Source organism: Mesorhizobium sp. Root554, from assembly GCF_001427025.1.
Taxonomy (GTDB): Bacteria; Pseudomonadota; Alphaproteobacteria; order Rhizobiales; family Rhizobiaceae; genus Mesorhizobium.
Genome location: NZ_LMGA01000001.1, coordinates 2928928 through 2947648, shown reverse-complemented (window position 1 = coordinate 2947648; position 18721 = coordinate 2928928). Strand labels below are relative to the sequence as shown.

The 18721-nt window shown below is 64.6% G+C and carries 17 protein-coding genes and 1 tRNA gene; 12 read left to right on the top strand and 6 right to left on the bottom strand.

Annotation, left to right across the window (positions count from 1 at the left end):
• The first annotated feature begins 32 nt into the window (after positions 1-32).
• The 11 genes from ASD44_RS14385 (at position 33) to nhaA (ending at position 12645) form a co-directional block, all read left to right on the top strand.
• Positions 33-1895 carry an ABC transporter ATP-binding protein gene (locus ASD44_RS14385; protein ID WP_056113300.1) on the top strand — a complete coding sequence of 621 codons (1863 nt, stop codon included), beginning with the start codon at positions 33-35 and terminating at the stop codon, positions 1893-1895.
• Entirely contained in the window at positions 1892-2719 is an 828-nt protein-coding gene (gene dapB / locus ASD44_RS14380; RefSeq protein WP_056113297.1) for a 4-hydroxy-tetrahydrodipicolinate reductase, read from the top strand. The genes ASD44_RS14385 and dapB overlap by 4 nt, the downstream gene beginning before the upstream one ends.
• A gap of 33 nt (positions 2720-2752) precedes the next feature.
• Positions 2753-3373 carry a 2,3-bisphosphoglycerate-dependent phosphoglycerate mutase gene (locus ASD44_RS14375; protein ID WP_056113294.1) on the top strand — a complete coding sequence of 207 codons (621 nt, stop codon included), beginning with the start codon at positions 2753-2755 and terminating at the stop codon, positions 3371-3373.
• 85 nt (positions 3374-3458) lie between these two features.
• Positions 3459-3543 (top strand) — tRNA-Leu (locus ASD44_RS14370).
• Positions 3544-3713: 170 nt separating this feature from the next.
• Positions 3714-4109, top strand: coding sequence for an MAPEG family protein (locus tag ASD44_RS14365; protein ID WP_056116247.1), 396 nt, complete (start codon positions 3714-3716; stop codon positions 4107-4109).
• Between the two features lie 186 nt (positions 4110-4295).
• Positions 4296-5327, top strand: coding sequence for a phosphogluconate dehydrogenase (NAD(+)-dependent, decarboxylating) (gene gnd, locus ASD44_RS14360; protein WP_056113291.1), 1032 nt, complete (start codon positions 4296-4298; stop codon positions 5325-5327).
• Positions 5328-5343: 16 nt separating this feature from the next.
• Entirely contained in the window at positions 5344-6720 is a 1377-nt protein-coding gene (gene zwf / locus ASD44_RS14355; protein ID WP_056113288.1) for a glucose-6-phosphate dehydrogenase, read from the top strand.
• A 112-nt stretch (positions 6721-6832) separates the two neighbouring features.
• On the top strand, positions 6833-9328 hold the full coding sequence (gene hrpB / locus ASD44_RS14350; RefSeq protein WP_056113285.1) for an ATP-dependent helicase HrpB: 2496 nt from the start codon (positions 6833-6835) through the stop codon (positions 9326-9328).
• 51 nt (positions 9329-9379) lie between these two features.
• Complete coding sequence (locus ASD44_RS14345) at positions 9380-10705, top strand: ActS/PrrB/RegB family redox-sensitive histidine kinase (RefSeq protein WP_056113284.1); 1326 nt, start codon at positions 9380-9382, stop codon at positions 10703-10705.
• Between the two features lie 74 nt (positions 10706-10779).
• On the top strand, positions 10780-11343 hold the full coding sequence (locus ASD44_RS14340) for an ActR/PrrA/RegA family redox response regulator transcription factor (RefSeq protein WP_156459854.1): 564 nt from the start codon (positions 10780-10782) through the stop codon (positions 11341-11343).
• 111 nt (positions 11344-11454) lie between these two features.
• A complete protein-coding gene (gene nhaA / locus ASD44_RS14335; protein WP_056113281.1) occupies positions 11455-12645 on the top strand; it encodes a Na+/H+ antiporter NhaA in 1191 nt (396 codons plus the stop codon).
• Here the strand turns inward: nhaA and ASD44_RS14330 are convergent, their stop codons facing one another.
• Positions 12646-13146 carry an MmcB family DNA repair protein gene (locus tag ASD44_RS14330; RefSeq protein ID WP_056113278.1) on the bottom strand — a complete coding sequence of 167 codons (501 nt, stop codon included), beginning with the start codon at positions 13144-13146 and terminating at the stop codon, positions 12646-12648.
• A 43-nt stretch (positions 13147-13189) separates the two neighbouring features.
• Entirely contained in the window at positions 13190-13582 is a 393-nt protein-coding gene (cueR, locus tag ASD44_RS14325; protein ID WP_056113275.1) for a Cu(I)-responsive transcriptional regulator, read from the bottom strand.
• Between the two features lie 235 nt (positions 13583-13817).
• On the opposite strand from cueR, the gene ASD44_RS14320 reads away from it, so the two are divergent.
• Entirely contained in the window at positions 13818-14438 is a 621-nt protein-coding gene (locus ASD44_RS14320) for a L,D-transpeptidase (protein ID WP_056113274.1), read from the top strand.
• Between the two features lie 152 nt (positions 14439-14590).
• On the opposite strand, the gene ASD44_RS14315 is transcribed toward ASD44_RS14320, so the two are convergent.
• From ASD44_RS14315 to murJ, 4 genes are all read right to left on the bottom strand, one after another.
• Entirely contained in the window at positions 14591-15160 is a 570-nt protein-coding gene (locus tag ASD44_RS14315) for a NifU family protein (RefSeq protein WP_056116241.1), read from the bottom strand.
• A gap of 121 nt (positions 15161-15281) precedes the next feature.
• On the bottom strand, positions 15282-15773 hold the full coding sequence (locus ASD44_RS14310; RefSeq protein ID WP_056113269.1) for a universal stress protein: 492 nt from the start codon (positions 15771-15773) through the stop codon (positions 15282-15284).
• Between the two features lie 72 nt (positions 15774-15845).
• On the bottom strand, positions 15846-16919 hold the full coding sequence (gene trpS / locus ASD44_RS14305; RefSeq protein ID WP_056113266.1) for a tryptophan--tRNA ligase: 1074 nt from the start codon (positions 16917-16919) through the stop codon (positions 15846-15848).
• A 146-nt stretch (positions 16920-17065) separates the two neighbouring features.
• Positions 17066-18652: a murein biosynthesis integral membrane protein MurJ gene (murJ, locus tag ASD44_RS14300; RefSeq protein WP_056113263.1), complete on the bottom strand. Its 1587-nt coding sequence runs from the start codon at positions 18650-18652 to the stop codon at positions 17066-17068.
• Positions 18653-18721: the final 69 nt, after the last annotated feature.

Genomic DNA, 18721 nt, shown 5'->3' with positions numbered 1-18721 from the left:
TAAGAGAAGCGCCGCAACATGGGACGTCCGATTTGAAATCTGCCCAAAAAACGCAGCGGGCCGAACCGCGCGAGATTGTGGCCGTAGTCCGTCGCGTCTTCGCCGAAAACAGCCGAGACTATATCGGGTACTACGTGTTCGCGGTGCTGTGCCTCCTGGCCGTGGCGGCGACCACCGCTTTCACCGCGTGGATCATGCGCGACGTCATCAACGAGATCTTCTACCGCCGGCGCGGGGACCTGATCCTGTTGATTTGCGCCTCGATTTTCGCTGCCTTCCTGATCCGAGGCCTGGCGAGCTACGGACAGGCGGTGACGCTGGCCAAGATCGGCAACAATCTCGTCGCCCGCTACCAGAGCCGAATCTTCGAGCACCTGATGAAGCTCGACATGGGCTTCTTCACCGACACCCGCTCCGGGCGGCTGGCCGCGCAGATCAACGTCAACGTCAACGGCATCCGCGACCTGCTCGGCATAACGCTGACCTCGGTGGCGCGCGATTTCGTCTCGCTCATCGGCCTGATCGGGGTGATGATCGTGCAGGACCCGTTCCTGTCGGTACTGTCGCTTTTGATCGGGCCGCCGCTGATCTATTCAGTCGTCTATCTGATGCGGCGGCTGCGGCGCGTCACCCGCGAGGCGGTGGAAATCAATTCGCGCCTGATCGGCGCCATGCAGGAAGCGACGCAGGGCATCGGCATCGTCAAGGCCTTCACCATGGAGGACCAGCTTTCCGAGCGTATCGAAAAGCTGATCGACAGTTCGGAGCAGCGCGCCAACCGGATCGCTCGCGTATCCGAGCGGCTGACGCCGATCTCCGAAATCCTCGCCGGCATCGCCGTGGCCGGCGTGGTCGGCTATGCCGGCTATCGCGCCACCGTCAATGGCGAGCCGCCAGGCGCGGTGTTCTCGTTCATTTCTGCCCTGCTCCTGGCCTACGACCCGGCGCGGCGTCTGGCGCGCACACAGGTCAGCCTCGAAAAGGCGCTGGTCAACGCCCGCATGATCTATGAATTGCTCGACATCGAGCCGCACCAGCTCGATGCGCCAGATGCAAAGGAAATCCATGTCGATCGCGGCGAAATCCGTTTTCGCAATGTGTCGTTCGCCTATGGCGACAATCTTGTCATCGAGGATCTGAGCTTCGTCGCGGCGGCCGGCAAGACCACGGCCATCGTGGGTACGTCAGGCGCCGGCAAGACCACGCTGGTGTCGCTGCTGCAGCGCTTCTACGACGTCGACAGCGGTGTGATCGAAATCGACAGCCAGGATATTTCAAAGGTGACGAAGCGTTCGCTGCGGCAATCCATCGCCTATGTCTCGCAGCAGCCCTATCTGTTCGAGGGATCGATCTGCGACAACATCCGCTACGGCCGTCCGGATGCCACCGACAGCGAGATCGAAACCGCCGCCGGCCTCGCCGCCGCCGACGATTTCATCCTGCAGCAGCCGATGGGATACGACACCCCCGTTGGCGAAAACGGCGTGACGCTGTCCGGCGGCCAGCGGCAACGTCTGTCGATCGCGCGGGCGATCGTGCGGCAGGCTCCGGTCCTGCTGCTCGATGAGGCGACCTCGGCGCTCGACAATGAGTCGGAAGCAAAAGTGCAGCAAGCGCTGTCCGAGGTCATGCATGACCGCACGACGATCGTCATCGCGCACCGGCTTTCCACTGTCGTGAACGCCGACAAGATCATCGTGATGGAACAGGGCCGGCTGGTCGAGGAAGGCACGCACGCCTCCTTGCTCGCCGACCCGCACAGCGTGTATGCCCGGTTCCATCGCCTGCAGGGCAGCAAAGGCCTGGGTCTCGTCGATGACAGCCTTCCAGCCGTGGCCGCGAAGCCGAAGGCAAAGCGCGTTCGCGTGAAGAAGACCGCAGGGGAAAGCACATGAGCGACCAGCGCACAAAGGATATGGGTCTCGTGGTTGTCGGCGCGGCGGGCCGGATGGGCCGGACGCTGATCCAGATCATCCAAGCCACGCCGGGCGCCACCCTGGTCGGCGCCATCGAGCACGCCGGTTCGCCGCATATCGGCAAGGATGCCGGGGAACCGGCCGGCGTCGGCCCGCTCGGCGTCGTCATCAGCGACGATCCGCTGCCGGCCTTCGCCAAGGCCGACGGCGTGCTCGACTTCAGCACCCCGGCGGCTTCGGTCGAATTCGCGGGCTACGCCGCGCAGGCGCGCATCGTCCATGTCATCGGCACGACGGGATGCTCCGACGATGACAATGCAAGGATCGCGGCGGCGGGGCGCCATGCCACCATCGTCAAATCGGGCAATATGAGCCTTGGCGTCAACCTGCTCTCGGTGCTGGTCGAGCAGGCGGCACGGGCGCTGGATGCGGCGGATTTCGACATCGAAATCCTCGAAATGCACCACAAGCACAAGGTCGATGCACCGTCAGGCACGGCGCTGCTGCTCGGCGAGGCGGCGGCGGCGGGCCGCGAAATCCAGCTTGCGGAGAAATCGGTGCGCGTGCGCGACGGCCATACCGGCGCGCGTGAGGCCGGAACCATCGGTTTCGCGACGCTGCGCGGCGGTTCGGTGATCGGCGAGCATTCAGTGCTGCTGGCCGGGCTCGGCGAGCGGGTGACGCTTTCGCATCATGCCGAAGACCGGGCTATCTTTGCCCGCGGAGCGGTCAAGGCGGCGCTCTGGGCGCAGGGCCGCAAGCCGGGGCTCTATTCCATGCGGGACGTGCTCGGCCTCAGCTGAGCAGCCCGCCTTAACTCGTCAAGGGAGCAAAACATGTCGGGAACCCTCGTGCTCGTCCGCCACGGCCAGAGCGAATGGAATTTGAAGAACCTGTTCACCGGCTGGCGCGACGTCGATCTGACCGAGCGGGGGCATGAGGAGGCGAAGTCGGCCGGCCAGAAGCTGAAGGCGCGCGGGATGAAATTCGACATCGCCTTCACCTCGGCCCTGATAAGGGCGCAGAAGACCTCGCAGCATATTCTCGACGCGGTCGGCCAGAGCAATCTCAAGACCATTCGCGACCAGGCGCTGAACGAGCGCGACTATGGCGACCTCTCCGGCCTGAACAAGGACGACGCTCGCCAGAAATGGGGTGAGGAGCAGGTGCATGTCTGGCGCCGCTCCTATGACGTGCCGCCGCCCGGCGGCGAGAGCCTGAAGGACACGGGCGCGCGCGTGTGGCCCTACTACATGCATGTCATGCAGCCGCATGTGCTCTGCGGCGGCACGGTGCTGGTGGCGGCGCACGGCAATTCCCTGCGCGCGCTCATCATGGCGCTGGAGGGGATTTCGGGCGAGGAGATCGTCAAGCTGGAACTCGGCACCGGCGTGCCGATCGTCTACAAGCTCAACGCCGATTCCACCGTCGCCTCCAAGGAAGTGCTGGAAGGCTGAGCGCCGGGGCACCTGCGGAGCGGCAAGCGCCGGCAAAAAAGCGCGTTGACAGGCCAGTCCGGCCCGCTTACATCAGCGCGCACCAGCCCAGATGGCGGAATTGGTAGACGCGCACGGTTCAGGTCCGTGTGCCGCAAGGCGTGGAGGTTCGAGTCCTCTTCTGGGCACCAGTTTCAGCAAAAAGCCCCGTACATCGTGCGGGGCTTTTTCTTTGGCGCCCACCTGATTGGCCCCGCGGCGGCATGGGTGGTGACATCTTCCGTCAGGAGCGGTGGCGCAGACGCTTGCGGATGGACTTCACCTCTGATTGTCTTCCGGCATGGCATGGAGGAGAGCCATGATGGAACAATATTATCCTGTGGCCGTCGTCACCCTGCTTTGCAGCCTGCTCATATTCGGCATGGCGCTCACCGTGGCGAGAATGCATTCCAAGACCGGCATACTGGCACCGGCCATGACCGGCGACCCTTTGCTTGAACGGGCGATCCGGGCCCATTCGAATACGATCGAATGGCTCCCCGTTTTCCTTCCCTCGCTGTGGCTGTTCGCCATCTACTGCAGTCCGACCTGGGCGGCCGGGCTGGGATTCTTATGGCTGATCGGCCGGATCTTGTATTTCACCGGCTACCTGTCGGCGCCCCTGAAGCGCTATCCGGGATTTTTCATTCAGTCGATCGCCGCCTTCGTGCTGCTCCTGGGCGCACTAGGAAGAATTCTCTATCTTTGGCTGATGTAGGCGGGTTCCGGCTCGTCTCCATCACTCCATTGGAAAATCCCGTCCTGTGGTCTATGTCCTATCGGTGTTGACTGACCGGTCCGCCAGACCGGCAGGCGGCATCGAAACTTCATATTCGTGTGGCTTGATGCCGATTCTCGAAGTCTCATTCGTCCGCCACCGGACCCACCAAACACGGAGAACCCAATGCAGCTCGGGATGATGGGATTGGGCAGGATGGGCGCCAACATGGTGCGCCGCCTGCTGCGCGACGGACATCAGTGCGTCGTCTACGACATCAATCCGGAAAGCGTTGCGGCCCTGGTCGAGGACGGCGCGATCGGCGCTTCCTCCATGGAGGAATTCGTTTCCAAACTGTCCAAGCCGCGCAGCGCCTGGCTGATGCTGCCCGCCGCCATCACGGCCAAGATCGCCGGGCAGGTGGCGGCGCTGATGGAGGAAGGCGACATCGTCATCGACGGCGGCAATTCCCACTATCACGACGCGGTTGACCAGGCGGCAGCCTTCGCCGGCAAGGGCATACGCTATGTCGATGTCGGGACCAGTGGCGGCGTCTGGGGGTTGGAGCGCGGCTACTGCCTGATGATCGGCGGGCCGGACGACGCGGTCAAGCATCTCGACCCCGTCTTTGCCACGCTGGCGCCAGGAGCCGACGGGAGTGCAACGCCCGATCCCAAGGCAGGCACCGCACAACTCGGCTATCTGCATTGCGGGCCAAGCGGCGCCGGCCATTTCGTCAAGATGGTGCATAACGGCATCGAATATGGCGTCATGGCCGCCTACGCCGAGGGCATCAACATCCTCAAGGCGGCCAATGCCGGCAAGAAGAAGCGCGAGGCCGACGCCGAGACCAGCCCGCTGGCGCAGCCGCAATATTACCAGTTCGACATCGATCTCCCGGCGGTTACCGAAGTCTGGCGGCACGGCAGCGTCATCGGCTCCTGGCTGCTCGACCTGACCGCGGGCGCGCTCAAGGCCGACCCGGCGCTGGAGCAATTCGGCGGCAGGGTTTCCGATTCCGGCGAGGGACGTTGGACGCTGAAGGCCGCAATCGATACCGGCGTTCCCGCACCGGTCCTGTCGTCGGCGCTGTTCGACCGCTTCTCCTCACAGGGCGAATCCATGTTCGCCGACAAGCTGCTTTCGGCCATGCGCTACGCCTTCGGCGGCCATGTCGAAAAGCCGAAGACAGGCCTCAAGCCGAAATCCGGCAAGTAATCCAGGGCGGCAGGACATGAGCGAACCACGATCCGACGTGCTGGTGTTGTTTGGCGCAACCGGCGATTTGGCGCACAAGAAAATCTTTCCGGCGCTTTACGCGATGGTTTCCCGCGGGACTTTAAAGGAGCCGGTGGTCGGCATTGCCTACGACAAGTGGAGTGTGGAGCAGCTTGCCGAGCGCGCCCATGATGGCATCAAGGCCGCCTTCGGCAAGGTCGATGACAAGATATTCAAGAAACTCAAAGGCCTGCTGCGCTACGTCAGCGGTGACTACCGCGATCAGGCGACGTTCGACGCGTTGAAGGAGGCATTGTCCGGTTTTCGGCACCCCCTGTACTATCTCGCCGTGCCTCCTTCCATGTTCGAGCCGGTGGTGCAGGGCCTCGAACAATCCGGCGGCGCCACAGGCGCCCGGCTGATGGTAGAGAAGCCCTTCGGCCGCGACCTGCAATCGGCCCGCTGGCTGAACCGCGTGCTGCACATCGTCTTCGAGGAAAAGGCGATCTTCCGCATCGACCACTACCTCGGCAAGGAAGCGATCCAGAACCTGCTCTATTTCCGCTTCGCCAATTCCTTCCTCGAGCCGATCTGGAACCGCAACTATGTCGAGAGCGTGCAGATCACCATGGCCGAGAATTTCGGCGTGCAGGGCCGCGGCAAATTCTATGACGAGGTCGGCGCGATCCGCGACGTCATCCAGAACCATCTGCTCAATGTCATGCTGCTACTGGCGATGGAGCCGCCTCCGGGGAGAACGGTTGACGACCTCGTCGACGAAAAGGTGCAGGTGCTGAAGGCGATAAGGCCGCTGACCAGGGACGACGTGGTGCGCGGCCAGTTCGAAGGCTACCTGAAGGAGCCCGGCGTGCGGCCGAACTCGCCGGTCGAGACCTTCGCCGCCGTGCGCTTCTTCGTCGATACCTGGCGCTGGAAGGATGTGCCGTTCTTCATCCGCGCCGGAAAGGGCCTGCCGGTGCATGCGACAGAGGTGGTGGTTCAACTGAAGCGTCCGCCATTGCCTGTCTTCGACGAGTTCAAGCGCAACGAGGGCAACTACGTCCGTTTTCGTATCGCCCCGGTCATGTCGATCGGTATCGGCGCGCGGCGCAAGGCGGCCGGCGACGAGATGGTCGGCGAGCAGGTCGAACTGACCGCCGTGGACGATGCCAAGGGCGACATGGAGCCGTATGAGCGGCTGATCGGCGACGCCATGAACGGCAATAGCGAGCTGTTCACCCGGCAGGACGCCAGCGAAATCGCCTGGCGGATCGTCGGGCCGGTGCTTGACGACCAGACGCCACCGCCTGTCTACAAGCAGGGAAGCTGGGGGCCTGAGGACGCGATGGCCGGCTTCGCGCCGCCCAATGGCTGGATCGATCCGGGGAAATAGGCGCCATCGAGGCGAGCCGGCGCATCCCGGTTGAGCGCTCCTTGTCGGCGGGGCATTTGCCGGACGGCGCCAGCGCTGCTATGGGCTCGCGCGCCATGCGAACGATCGAGCGATGAGCTTGCCTGACCTTCCCGACCTTCCCGTCACCGCGGTGCTGCCGGCGCTGCGGACCGCGCTGGAAGGCCGCAACAGTGCCGTGCTGGTGGCGCCGCCCGGCGCCGGGAAGACGACGCTGGTGCCGCTCGCGCTGCTCGATGCACCGTGGATTGGTGAAGGCCGGATCGTGCTTCTCGAACCGCGCCGCCTGGCGGCCCGCGCCGCCGCGCGGCGCATGGCGATGCTGCTCGGTGAAGAGCCTGGCGGCACGGTCGGTTATGCGATGCGGATGGAAAACCGCACATCGGCCCGCACGAAAATCCTCGTCGTCACCGAAGGCGTGCTGGCGCGCATGATCCTTGATGATCCGGAACTGCCCGGCGTTTCGGCAGTCATCTTCGATGAGTTCCACGAGCGGTCGCTCGATGGCGATTTCGGCTTGGCTCTGGCGCTGGATGTGCAAGGCGCGTTGCGGCCGGACCTTCGCCTCCTGGTCATGTCGGCGACACTCGATGGCGCGCGGGTGGCGCGGCTTTTGGCGGGGGCGCCGGTGATCGAGAGCCAAGGGCGCAGCTTCCCCGTCGAGGTCCGCTACAGCGAGCGACCCGCGGGTGAAGCCATCGAGGACGCGATGGCCAAGGCGGTGCGCATGGCGCTGGCCGACGAGAACGGCAGCGTACTCGCCTTCCTGCCCGGCCAGCGCGAGATAGAACGGACAGCCGAGAGGCTGGAAGGACGTGTCGGCGGCGACGTCGATGTCGTCCCCCTCTACGGCATGCTCGACGGCAAAGCGCAGGACGCCGCCATTCAGCCGGCGCCGGCGGGACGTCGCAAGGTGGTGCTGGCGACGGCGATCGCCGAGACCTCCATCACCATAGAAGGCGTGCGCGTGGTGATCGATTCCGGCCTGTCGCGGCTGCCGAAATATGAACCGGCGAGCGGCCTGACGCGGCTCGAGACGGTCCGCGTCTCCCGCGCTTCGGCCGAGCAGCGCGCCGGCCGCGCCGGACGCACGCAGCCGGGTGTCGCCATCCGCCTGTGGCGGGCGGAGCAGACCTCGGCGCTCGCCGCCTTCACGCCGCCGGAAATCCTCGAAGCGGATCTGTCCGGCCTGGTGCTTGATTGCGCCGCGTTCGGCGTCGCCGACCCGGCAAGCCTCGCCTTTCTCGATCCGCCGCCAGCGCCGGCACTGAACGAGGCGCGGGTGCTGCTGGGGACGCTCGGCGCTATCGATGACACAGGCCGGCTCACCGAGGCCGGCGCTGCCATGCGCCGGCTGGCGCTGCCGGTACGGCTGGCGCATATGGTGGCGGAAGCAGCGAAGACCGGTCATGCCGGCGAGGCGGCTCAACTTGCGGTGCTTTTGACCGAGCGCGGCCTAGGCGGGGACAGCGCCGATCTGGAACGGCGGCTGATGCGGTTTCGCGCGGACCGGTCGCCTCGCGCCAATGCCGCCCGGCAACTGGCGGAAAGGCTGGCGCGGGCTTTACCGCCCCGCGCCCCGGCCCGGGACCTACGGTCGGACCCTCCCCACAAGGAGGAGGGTATAGAGGCCGGCTCCCTCCTTCTGCATGCCTGGCCGGACCGGGTGGCGAAAGCACGCGGGGAACGTGGGCGTTTCGTGCTGGCGAATGGTTCAGGCGCCGCGCTCGACGCATCCGATCCGCTGGCGGCCGAGCCTTATCTCGTCGTCGCCGACATGCAGGGCAAGGCGCAGAATGCGCGCATCACGGCGGCGGCGGCGATCGCCGAGGCCGACATCCGCACCGCACTCGCCGGCCGCATCGAGACGCACGGGCAAACCGCCTTCGACCCGGAAAAGCGGGCCGTACGGGTGCGCGAAACGGTGCGGCTCGGCGCCATTCTGCTTTCGGAACGGATGCTGCCGCCGCCGCAAGGCGAAGCCGCCGACCGCGCCATCCTCGACGCCCTGCGCCAGCACGGCCTGTCGCTGCTTACATGGGGCAAGGAAGCGCAGACGCTGCGCCGCCGGCTTGCCTGGCTGCAGCGTGGCATTGGCGCGCCATGGCCAGACATGTCGGAGGAAGCGCTGCTGGACACGCTGGAGAGATGGTTGCTGCCGTTCCTGACCGGCAAGGCTTCCTTCGCAGCCATTCCGGGCGAAGCCCTGACGGCGGGGCTGATGTCGATCGTGCCTTACGATCTGCATCGGCGCGTCGATGCGCTGGCGCCGATCCATTACGACGCGCCGTCGGGCAGCCGCGTCCCGATCGACTATGAAGGCGAATGGCCGGTGCTTTCGATCCGTGTGCAGGAGTTGTTCGGTCTCGACCGCCACCCTGCCATCGCCGACGGCACGGTGCCGCTGACGCTGGAGTTTCTGTCGCCGGCGCACCGGCCGATCCAGACGACACGCGACCTGCCCGGTTTCTGGCGCGGTTCGTGGGCGGACGTGCGCGCCGACATGCGCGGCCGCTACCCCAAGCATGTCTGGCCGGAAAACCCGCTCGAGGCGGCGGCGACCAGCCGCGCCAAGCCGCGCGGCACCTGATCCGGACCGCACATTCTGGCGTTCCCGCACGCCAGGCTGTAATGCAGGCGGATGATCAACGTCCAACGCACGCCGGATTTCCAGCAGAGCAACCGGCTTCGGCTCAATACCCTTATCCGCCTGCGCTGGCTGGCCATTGTCGGCCAGAGCGTGGCCGTGCTTGTCGTCGCCTACGGCTTGAGCTTCCCGCTGCCAGTCGGCCTGTGCTTCGGGCTGATCGCCTGCTCGGCCTGGCTGAACCTGATGCTCGCGTTCCGCTTCCCCGCCGCGCATCGGCTGAAGCCCTTGGCGGCGATGGGCATCCTGGTGTTCGACAGCCTGCAACTCGCCGGCCTGCTCTACATGACCGGCGGGTTGACCAATCCGTTCTCGCTGCTGATGACGGTGCCGGTGGTCATTTCGGCGACATCGCTGCCGCTGAAGCTGACGGCGGTTCTTGGCACGATCGTCACGGCGCTCGCCTCGCTGCTGGTGTTCTTCCACCTGCCGCTGCCCTGGTATGACGGCTCGCCGCTGCCGATGCCGTTCATCTATGTCGCCGGCATGTGGATGGCGGTGCTGTCTTCCATCGCTTTCACCGGCATCTACGCCTTCCGCGTCGCCGAGGAGGCGCGGCTGCTTGCCAACGCTCTCGCCGCCACCGAACTGGTGCTGCAGCGCGAACAGCATTTGTCGGCGCTGGATGGATTGGCGGCGGCGGCGGCGCATGAATTGGGCACGCCGCTCGCCACCATCACGCTGGTGGCGCGGGAAATGGAAAAGGCGCTGGGCGACGATCCGAAATACCGGGAAGACGTCACGCTGCTGCGCTCGCAGAGCGAACGCTGCCGCGAAATCCTGAAGCGCCTCACCAGTCTCTCCTCGGAGGGCGAGGAGCATCTCGCCCGCCTGCCGCTGACCTCGCTGGTCGAGGAGGTCATCGCGCCGCATCGCGACTTCGGCATCGCCATCAAGCTGCGGCCCGGCGAGCGCATCGGGCCGGAACCGGTCGGGCGGCGCAATGCCGGCGTCATCTACGGTCTCGGCAATCTGGTTGAAAACGCCGTCGACTTCGCCCGCTCCAACGTCACGGTGCGCTGGAGCTGGAACGAGGAGCAGGTGACGTTCTCCATCATCGACGACGGGCCGGGCTTTCCGCCCGAGATCATCGACCGTATCGGCGAGCCTTACATGTCGACCCGGCAGGGCGCGGAACGGGGCGGAGGGCTCGGGCTCGGGCTTTTCATCGCCAAGACTTTGCTGGAGCGCTCCGGCGCGACGATCGATTTCCGCAATTCGAGCGGATTGGGCGAGGGCGCCATCGTCAACATCAGCTGGCCGCGCGAGGTCTTCCTGCATCCCGAAACGGCCACAGGCCCGATGTTCGACACCGCCTGAAATGCGGCGAAATTGGACATTCGGCCTCCGGAGTTATATCTGCGTCATAAAAAGGCATCAGGAAACGACCGATCATGGCGGGTGAAGAAAACAGCGGCAGCATGGTGACCGGCGACGACACGTCGCTGCTGATCGTGGAAGACGACAAGCCGTTCCTGACACGGCTGGCGCGGGCGATGGAAACGCGCGGCTTCATCGTCGATACGGCCGAAAGCGTCGAGGAGGCGATCGGCAAGGCGCGCGCCAATCCACCGGCCTACGCGGTCGTGGACATGCGGCTCGGCGACGGCAACGGCCTCGACGTCGTGGTGGCGATCCGCGAAAAGCGCGAAGATGCCCGGACGGTCATCCTCACTGGTTATGGCAACATCGCCACGGCGGTCACGGCAGTGAAGCTCGGCGCCGTCGACTATCTGTCCAAGCCGGCCGATGCCGACGATGTTTTCGCCGCGCTGACCCGTACCTCCGGCGAACGCGCCGCGCCGCCCGAAAACCCGATGTCGGCCGACCGCGTGCGCTGGGAGCACATCCAGCGCGTTTACGAAATGTGCGAGCGCAACGTTTCCGAAACGGCCCGGCGGCTCAACATGCACCGGCGCACGTTGCAGCGGATCCTCGCCAAGCGCGCCCCACGCTGAGTTCTTTACCGCATGACCCGAGAGTAGGTTACATCGCTTGCTTCCCAAAGCCGGCCTGCGCATCATCGTCGCCGATTCACTGCATCCGCAACCGGCGTGAGGGAGCCCGACATGACGAATGAAAATCGCCGTCCGGTTTCCGTTTTCCGCGAATTCCTCGGCGGCGAAGCCTCTGGCGGCATCATCCTGATCGTCGCCGCGGCGCTTGCCCTGATCGTCGCCAATTCGCCGCTGGCGGAACCCTATTTCGCCGCCCTGCACGCCTATCTCGGCCCGCTCAGCATCCAGCACTGGATCAATGACGGGCTGATGGCGGTGTTCTTCCTGCTGGTCGGGCTGGAGATCAAGCGCGAGGTGCTGGACGGGCAGCTTTCAACCTGGCCGCGCCGGGCGCTTCCGGGTATCGCAGCTGTCGGCGGCATGATCGTGCCGGCGCTCGTCTATGTCGTGGTCAACCGCAACAGTGCGCCGGCGCTTCCGGGCTGGGCCATCCCCACCGCCACCGACATTGCCTTCGCGCTCGGCGTGCTGTCGCTGCTCGGCAGCCGCGTGCCGGCCTCGCTGAAGGTGTTCCTCACGGCGCTGGCGATCATCGACGATCTCGGCGCAGTGATCATCATTGCCATTTTTTACACAAGCGGTCTGTCGCTCGCGTATCTTGGCGGCGCCTTCGCCGTCATCGCCATTCTGATCGCGATGAACCGCATGGGCGTTCTCTCGCTGATCCCGTATCTGGTCCTCGGCGTAGTCCTGTGGGTGCTGGTGCTGAAATCGGGCGTGCATGCGACGCTGGCCGGCGTGGCGCTGGCGCTGACGGTGCCGCTGCGCGTTTCACCCGGCCTGGCGCACGACCTGGAGCGTTCACCGCTGCACCGGCTGGAACATGCGCTGCACAAAGCCGTGCCATTCCTCGTCATCCCGATCTTCGGCTTCGCCAATGCCGGCGTTTCGCTGGCAGGCCTTTCCGCTTCGAATCTGATCGAACCGCTGACGCTGGGCGTCGCCGCCGGGTTGGTGCTTGGAAAGCTGGTCGGCGTCTTCGGCGCCTCGGCGCTGACGGTGCGCCTCGGTCTCGCCGACCTGCCCGCCCATGCCGGCTGGATCCATATGGTCGGCATTTCGCTGCTGTGCGGCATCGGCTTCACCATGAGCCTGTTCATCGGCCTGCTCGCCTTCGGCGACAATGCGGCGCTGCAGGATGCGGTGAAGGTCGGCATCCTGGCCGGCTCGCTGATCGCGGCGGCGCTCGGCGCGGCAGTGTTGTTGCTGGCGTCGAAACCCGTGGGCGATACGGGCGAATAGCTACTCGCTTTCGCCTTCCAGCGCCGGCACCGAGACGCCGGCGAGTTCCGCCGCCAGCAGGCGTGCCGCGCCTGCCCGCGCAATGCGCAGCATCAGCGCCTTGCGGGTGGCCGCCGCCATGCGGTGCTCCGGCGCGTCACGCATGATCTCGGCGCCATAGCCATCCGAAAGAATGAAGCCGCACTCGGCCGGGAAGATCTCCGACGGCACGCCGGGATGGGTGGCGAAGAAGAAGCGGTCGGAATGCAGCCGGTAGTCCGGCCATTTGCGGTCGACCCTGAAATCCTCGATCGAGGACTTCACCTCGATGATCCAGATATCGCCCTGCCGGGTCAGCGCCACCAGATCGGCCCGGCGGCCGGTGGCCAGCGACAGTTCGGGCAGGACATGCGCCCCCATCTGCATGAGCAGGCGCTGCACGCCGCGCCTGACCAGCATGGCGCGCTCGGACTGACGGCCGTCGACAAGGGGGTTCACGAGAATCGGCGAAACGATGGGCATGGCCCAGTATGGCCGATTCTGTTCACGGTTTGAACCCGCTCCGTCAGGAAATCTCCCCCGCCATTTCCTCCAGGATCGGGCAGTCGGGGCGGTCGTCGCCGTGGCAGGCGTGGATGAGCTTCTGCAGCGTGGCGCGCATCGATTGCAGCTCGCGCACCTTTTCCTCGATCGCCGCGACATGCGCCGAGGCGATGGCGCGGACATCATGGCTGGCCCTGCTGCGGTCACGATAGAGCGCCATGAGCTGACGGCAATCGTCGATGGAAAAGCCGAGATTGCGCGCGCGGCGCAGGAAGGCGAGGCGGTGGATATCGTCGCCCGTATAGTCGCGATAGCCATTGCCGGCGCGAATCGGACTGATCAGGCCGATTTCCTCATAATAGCGAATGGTCTTGGCCGGCAGTCCTGACCGGCGGGCGGCAGTTCCGACATTCATGGTCCTTGCCCTTTTCAAAGCCGTCTTTCCGTTAGAAGAAGTGCAGCTTCATTGTTTTTCCTTCACATTCCCGTGAAGCCTGTTGCCGAAATACCATAGGTATCGGCTTACCGATGCGTAAGGGAAAGCATATAGGCATCGCCTGCTTGGCAAGCAAAGCAAATGCCAGCATGAATGATGTCGAAAAGACGGCTCGAATCGGGCTGCGACGGATTTTGGGGGGTGCGGACAGTTCATGCGGATGAAATCACTGGCCATCGTTGCCGGACTTGTGCTGGCGACCGCGCTTTCCGGATGCAGCACCATCGGCTCGCTGCCGATGTTCACCAACAATTATGGTTCGGTCACGGATGCAGGCTACCGGCTGCCTAGCATTCCGATCAGCAAGGTTCCGCGCAAATATCACCGGCAGATCGTCCGCTTCGACAGCCAGGAGAAGCCCGGCACCATCATCGTCGATACCAATGAGAAGTTTCTTTACCTGGTGATGGCTGACGGCAAGGCGATGCGCTACGGCATCGGCGTCGGCCGCGAGGGTTTCGAATGGCACGGCACGGCCCGCATCGCGCTGAAGCGCGAATGGCCGACCTGGACGCCGCCGCGCGAGATGATCCGCCGCCAGCCGGAGCTGGCGAAATGGGCCGGCGGCATGCCTCCCGGGCTCAGCAATCCGCTCGGCGCGCGCGCCATGTACCTGTTCAACAAGGGCGGCGATTCCGGCTACCGGCTGCATGGCAGCCCGGAATGGAACTCTATCGGCAAGGCGATGTCGTCGGGCTGCATCCGCCTGATGAACCAGGACATCATCGACCTCTACAACCGCGCCGAAGTCGGCGCCAAGGTTATCGTGAAGTAGCAACGGACGCGGAGGCGACCTGCCTTCCGGCCAAGCGGTGCAAAAGTTTCTTACGCGGACCGTCCAGGCAACACGGACGTCCCAAACGGAAAACCGGGCCTCAAAGCCCGGTTTTTTGTTGTGCTATCCCGAAAGAAAAGCGGTTTGGAGGTTCAGGAGACCTGCTCGACCTGCTGAACTTCCGGCACGAAATGGCGCAGCAGGTTCTGGATGCCATGCTTCAGCGTCGCGGTGGACGAGGGACAGCCGGCACAGGAGCCCTTCATGTGCAGGAACACGGTGCCGTTCTCGAAGCCGCGGAAGGTGATGTCGCCGCCGTCCTGGGCGACCGCCGGCCGTACGCGGGTGTCGAGCAGTTCCTTGATGGTGACGACGATCTCCTCGTCGGCCTTGTCGTAGAATTCGCCGGTCTGGCTGGTCTCGGCGGCGGGGCCGGCGTTGACCATCACCGGCGCGCCGGACATGAAATGCTCCATGATGGCGCCGAGGATCGCCGGCTTGAGATGCTGCCAGTCGGGGCCGTCCTTGGTGACGGTGATGAAATCATAGCCGAAGAAGACGCCGGTGACACCTGGAACCTCGAACAGCCGTCCCGCCAGCGGCGAGGCGGCGGCCGCGCTGCCGGCGTCACGGAAATCGGCGGTGCCCTCGAGCAGCACTTCCTTGCCAGGCAGGAATTTCAGCGTCGCCGGATTGGGGGTCGACTCGGTCTGGATGAACATCTTGATCTCCACGCCTGCCGTATGGCGGGCCAAATAGTTTGGAATAGTTCTAAATAAGCCCAATCGGTCCGGCCTTCAAGCAGAAACGGCCTCAGCAACCGTCCCGCATCATGTCGGAACCCTACGCCAGGTTTTCCAGATCCTCGTCTGACAGATTCTGCGGCACGACGGTGACAGGAATCGGAAAAGCCGCGCCCTTGCCGGCGATGGAGGCGACAAGGGGGCCCGGACCTTCCTTGCCGGCGCCGGCGGCAAGGACAAGAATGGCGATGTCCTGATCTTCCTCGATCAGTCTGTGGATTTCGTCGGCCGGCTTGCCCTCCTTCACCACGAGTTCGGGTTCGATGCCCAATTTCTGCCGGACCTTGGTGGCGTAGCCGTCGAGCGCGGCGCGGGCATTGGCATTGGCTTCCTCGCGCATGATCTTCTCGACGCCGAGCCAGTGCTGGAAATCGTCCGGCTCGATGACATAGAGAAGCACGAGAACGCCATTGGTGGTCTGCGCTCGTTTCGATGCATAGACCACGGCCCGTTCGCATTCGGGCGTATCGTCGATGATGGCCAGGAACTTCCGCCGGTGGCCGGCTTCCCGGCTGAGACGTTTTGAAACCATTGGCTGTCTTCCCGTTTCGGGCAATCTGCCATTGCCGCCCCTCAGCGGCAAGCAGCGTTGCCGCGGTGTCTTCTAACCCTGCAGCAGCCCGACGATGTCGCGCACGTGCTTCATGGTGGCTTCGGCAAGGGCGCCGGCCCGTTCGCCGCCATCCTTCAGAACGGCATCGACAAAGGCCGGATCGGCTGAAATGCGCCGCATCTCGGCTGCCACCGGCGCCATTCTCTCCACCGCCAGGTCGGCCAGGGCCGGCTTGAACTCCGAGAATTGACGGCCGCCGAATTCCTTCAGCACCGCTTCCTTCGAGATGTCGGCGAGACCGGCATAGATGCCCACCAGATTCTCCGCCTCGGGCCGGCCGGCAAGACCGTCCGGCTCGCTCGGCAGCGCATCCGGGTCGGTCTTGGCCTTGCGGATCTTCTTGGAAATGGTGTCGGCATCGTCGGTCAGGTTGATGCGCGACAGGTCGGAGGGATCGGACTTTGACATCTTCTTCGCTCCGTCGCGCAGCGACATGATGCGCGTCGCCGGACCGCCGATGACAGGCTCGGTGATCGGGAAAAAGCCGTTGACCGTCTCGTCGCCGACCTGCATCTCGACCCCAAGGCCGAGGTCGGCGATGCGGCCGGAAAAGTCGTTGTTGAACTTCTGGGCGATGTCGCGGGTCAGCTCCAGATGCTGCTTCTGGTCGTCGCCCACCGGCACGTGGGTAGCGCGGTAGACCAAAATGTCTGCGGCCATCAGGCTCGGATAGGCGAGCAGGCCGAGCGAGGCGTTCTCGCGGTCCTTGCCGGCCTTGTCCTTGAACTGCGTCATGCGGTTCATCCAGCCGATGCGGGCCACGCAATTGAATATCCAGGCGAGTTCGGCGTGCTGCATCACCCGCGACTGGTTGAAGACGATGTGCTTTTTGGGGTCGATGCCCGATGCCAGAAAGGCGGCGGTGATCGAGCGTGTCTGGTCCTGCAGATCCTTGTGCACCAGCTGTGCTGTGAGCGAATGCAGATCGACGACGCAGTAGATGCAATCGGACTTTTCCTGCAGCGCGACGAACTGCTTGATGGCGCCGAGATAGTTGCCGAGATGCAGATTTCCGGTCGGCTGCACGCCGGAAAACACGAGTTCCCGGAAAGGACTGGAGGGCATGATTGTTTTCCCTGGCTTATGGAGGGCCGGTCGAGCATGACCCCGAGAAGTTTGACACTTTTCGACGGCCACGCTGCTGGAACCCGGTGGGCAAATTCGGACGCGCTTATGACCGATGACGCAGCCATAGGCAAGATATCCGTGGTTTACGGCGGTGGTTCGGCGGCCTTGGCCCCCCGCTTCACATTTCTTCTGATCATGCCGAAATCGGCGCCCCCTGTGAGGAAGGCAAGCGCGAAATAGAGAATGGCGCCGGCTCCGGAAAGCAGTGCGAGCGCCACCGCCTTGGTCAGAAGCGGGGCGGATGAAGCCAGTTGCGGCGCCAGCCAGTCTTGGCCGAACCACAATGCCACGCCCATCAGAGCGGCCGATAGCAGAAGGCGCGGTATGCGCTTGAGCAGCGGCACGTCCCTGCCCCAGTGACCGCGCCGGACCAGCACACCGAGCAGAAGCGCCGCGTTGACCCAGCCGGCCGCCGCCGAGGCGACGGCAATGCCCGGCGCGCCCATGGACGGAAACAGGGTGAGCGCGGTAGCGACGTTGACGGCGACCGATATGGCGGCAAAGACCATTGGCGTGCGCGTATCCTCGCGGGCGAAATAGCCCGGCGTGAACGCCTTGATGAGCACGAAGGCCGGAAGTCCCAGCCCGAAGATGGCCAGGATGGCGGCCACGGTCGGCGTCGAATTGTTGGCGGCGAAGGCGCCGCGTTCATAAAGCAGCCGCACGATGGGTTCCGACATGACCAGAAGCGCTGCCGCTGCCGGGAGTGTCATGAAGAGGGTGAATTCGACCGACCGGTTCTGCAGATTTGCGGCCTCGACCACATTGCCCGCCTTCAGCGCCCGCGACAGTTCCGGCAGGAGCACGATGGCCACCGCGATGCCGACGACGCCAAGCGGCAACTGGTAAATGCGATCGGCATAGGCGAGCGACGACACCGCGCTGTCCTGCCCCGAGGCGATGGCAGTACCGATGAGCTGGTTGATCTGGGTGATGCCGCCGGTGATCGCCGCCGGAAACGCCAGCACCAGCAGCCGTTTGACGTTGGGCGTCATGCGAGGCATGCGAAAGCCGATGGAAATGCCGGCATGGCGCACAGCGACCCAGACGATGGCGAGTTGGACCAGGCCGGCCGCCAGCACGCCCCATGACAAGGCATAGCCGACGCGGATGGCGTCCTGGCCGTCATACCAGGCATAGGCCAGAACAGCGATGAGAATGACGTTGAGAAACACCGGCGCGACCGCGGCGGCGAAATAGCGGCGCAGCGAATTCAGCATGCCGGCCATCATCGCCCCCAGCGACATGCAGATCAGATAGGGGAACATGATGGTCGCCAGCGTCACCGTCATGGCGAACTTGTCGGGCGTGTCGGCAAAGCCCGGCGCAACGGCGTAGCGGACGATCAGCGGCATCGCCAGTTCCATGACGATGGTCAGCGCCAGGAGCGCGCTGAACAAAACGCCGAAGACCTCCTCGGAAAAACGCTTCGCCCCTTCGAGGCCGTGGGCTTCGATTTCCTTGGAGAAGAGCGGCACGAAGGCAGCGTTGAACGCGCCTTCCGCGAACAGCCGGCGAAAGGTGTTGGGGAACTGGAAAGCGGCATTGAAGGCGTCGGCGATCGGACCGGTGCCAAGCGCCGCCGCCATCAGCATTTCGCGGGTGAACCCGAGAATCCGGCTCATCAGCGTGCCGGATGCGACCGTGGCAAATTTTCTGACGAGGCTCATAGTGCGTCCTTCGAGGCTCGCTCCGTTCGCGCCTCAGGATGAGGACTGTTGATGCGCTTCGCGTAGAGC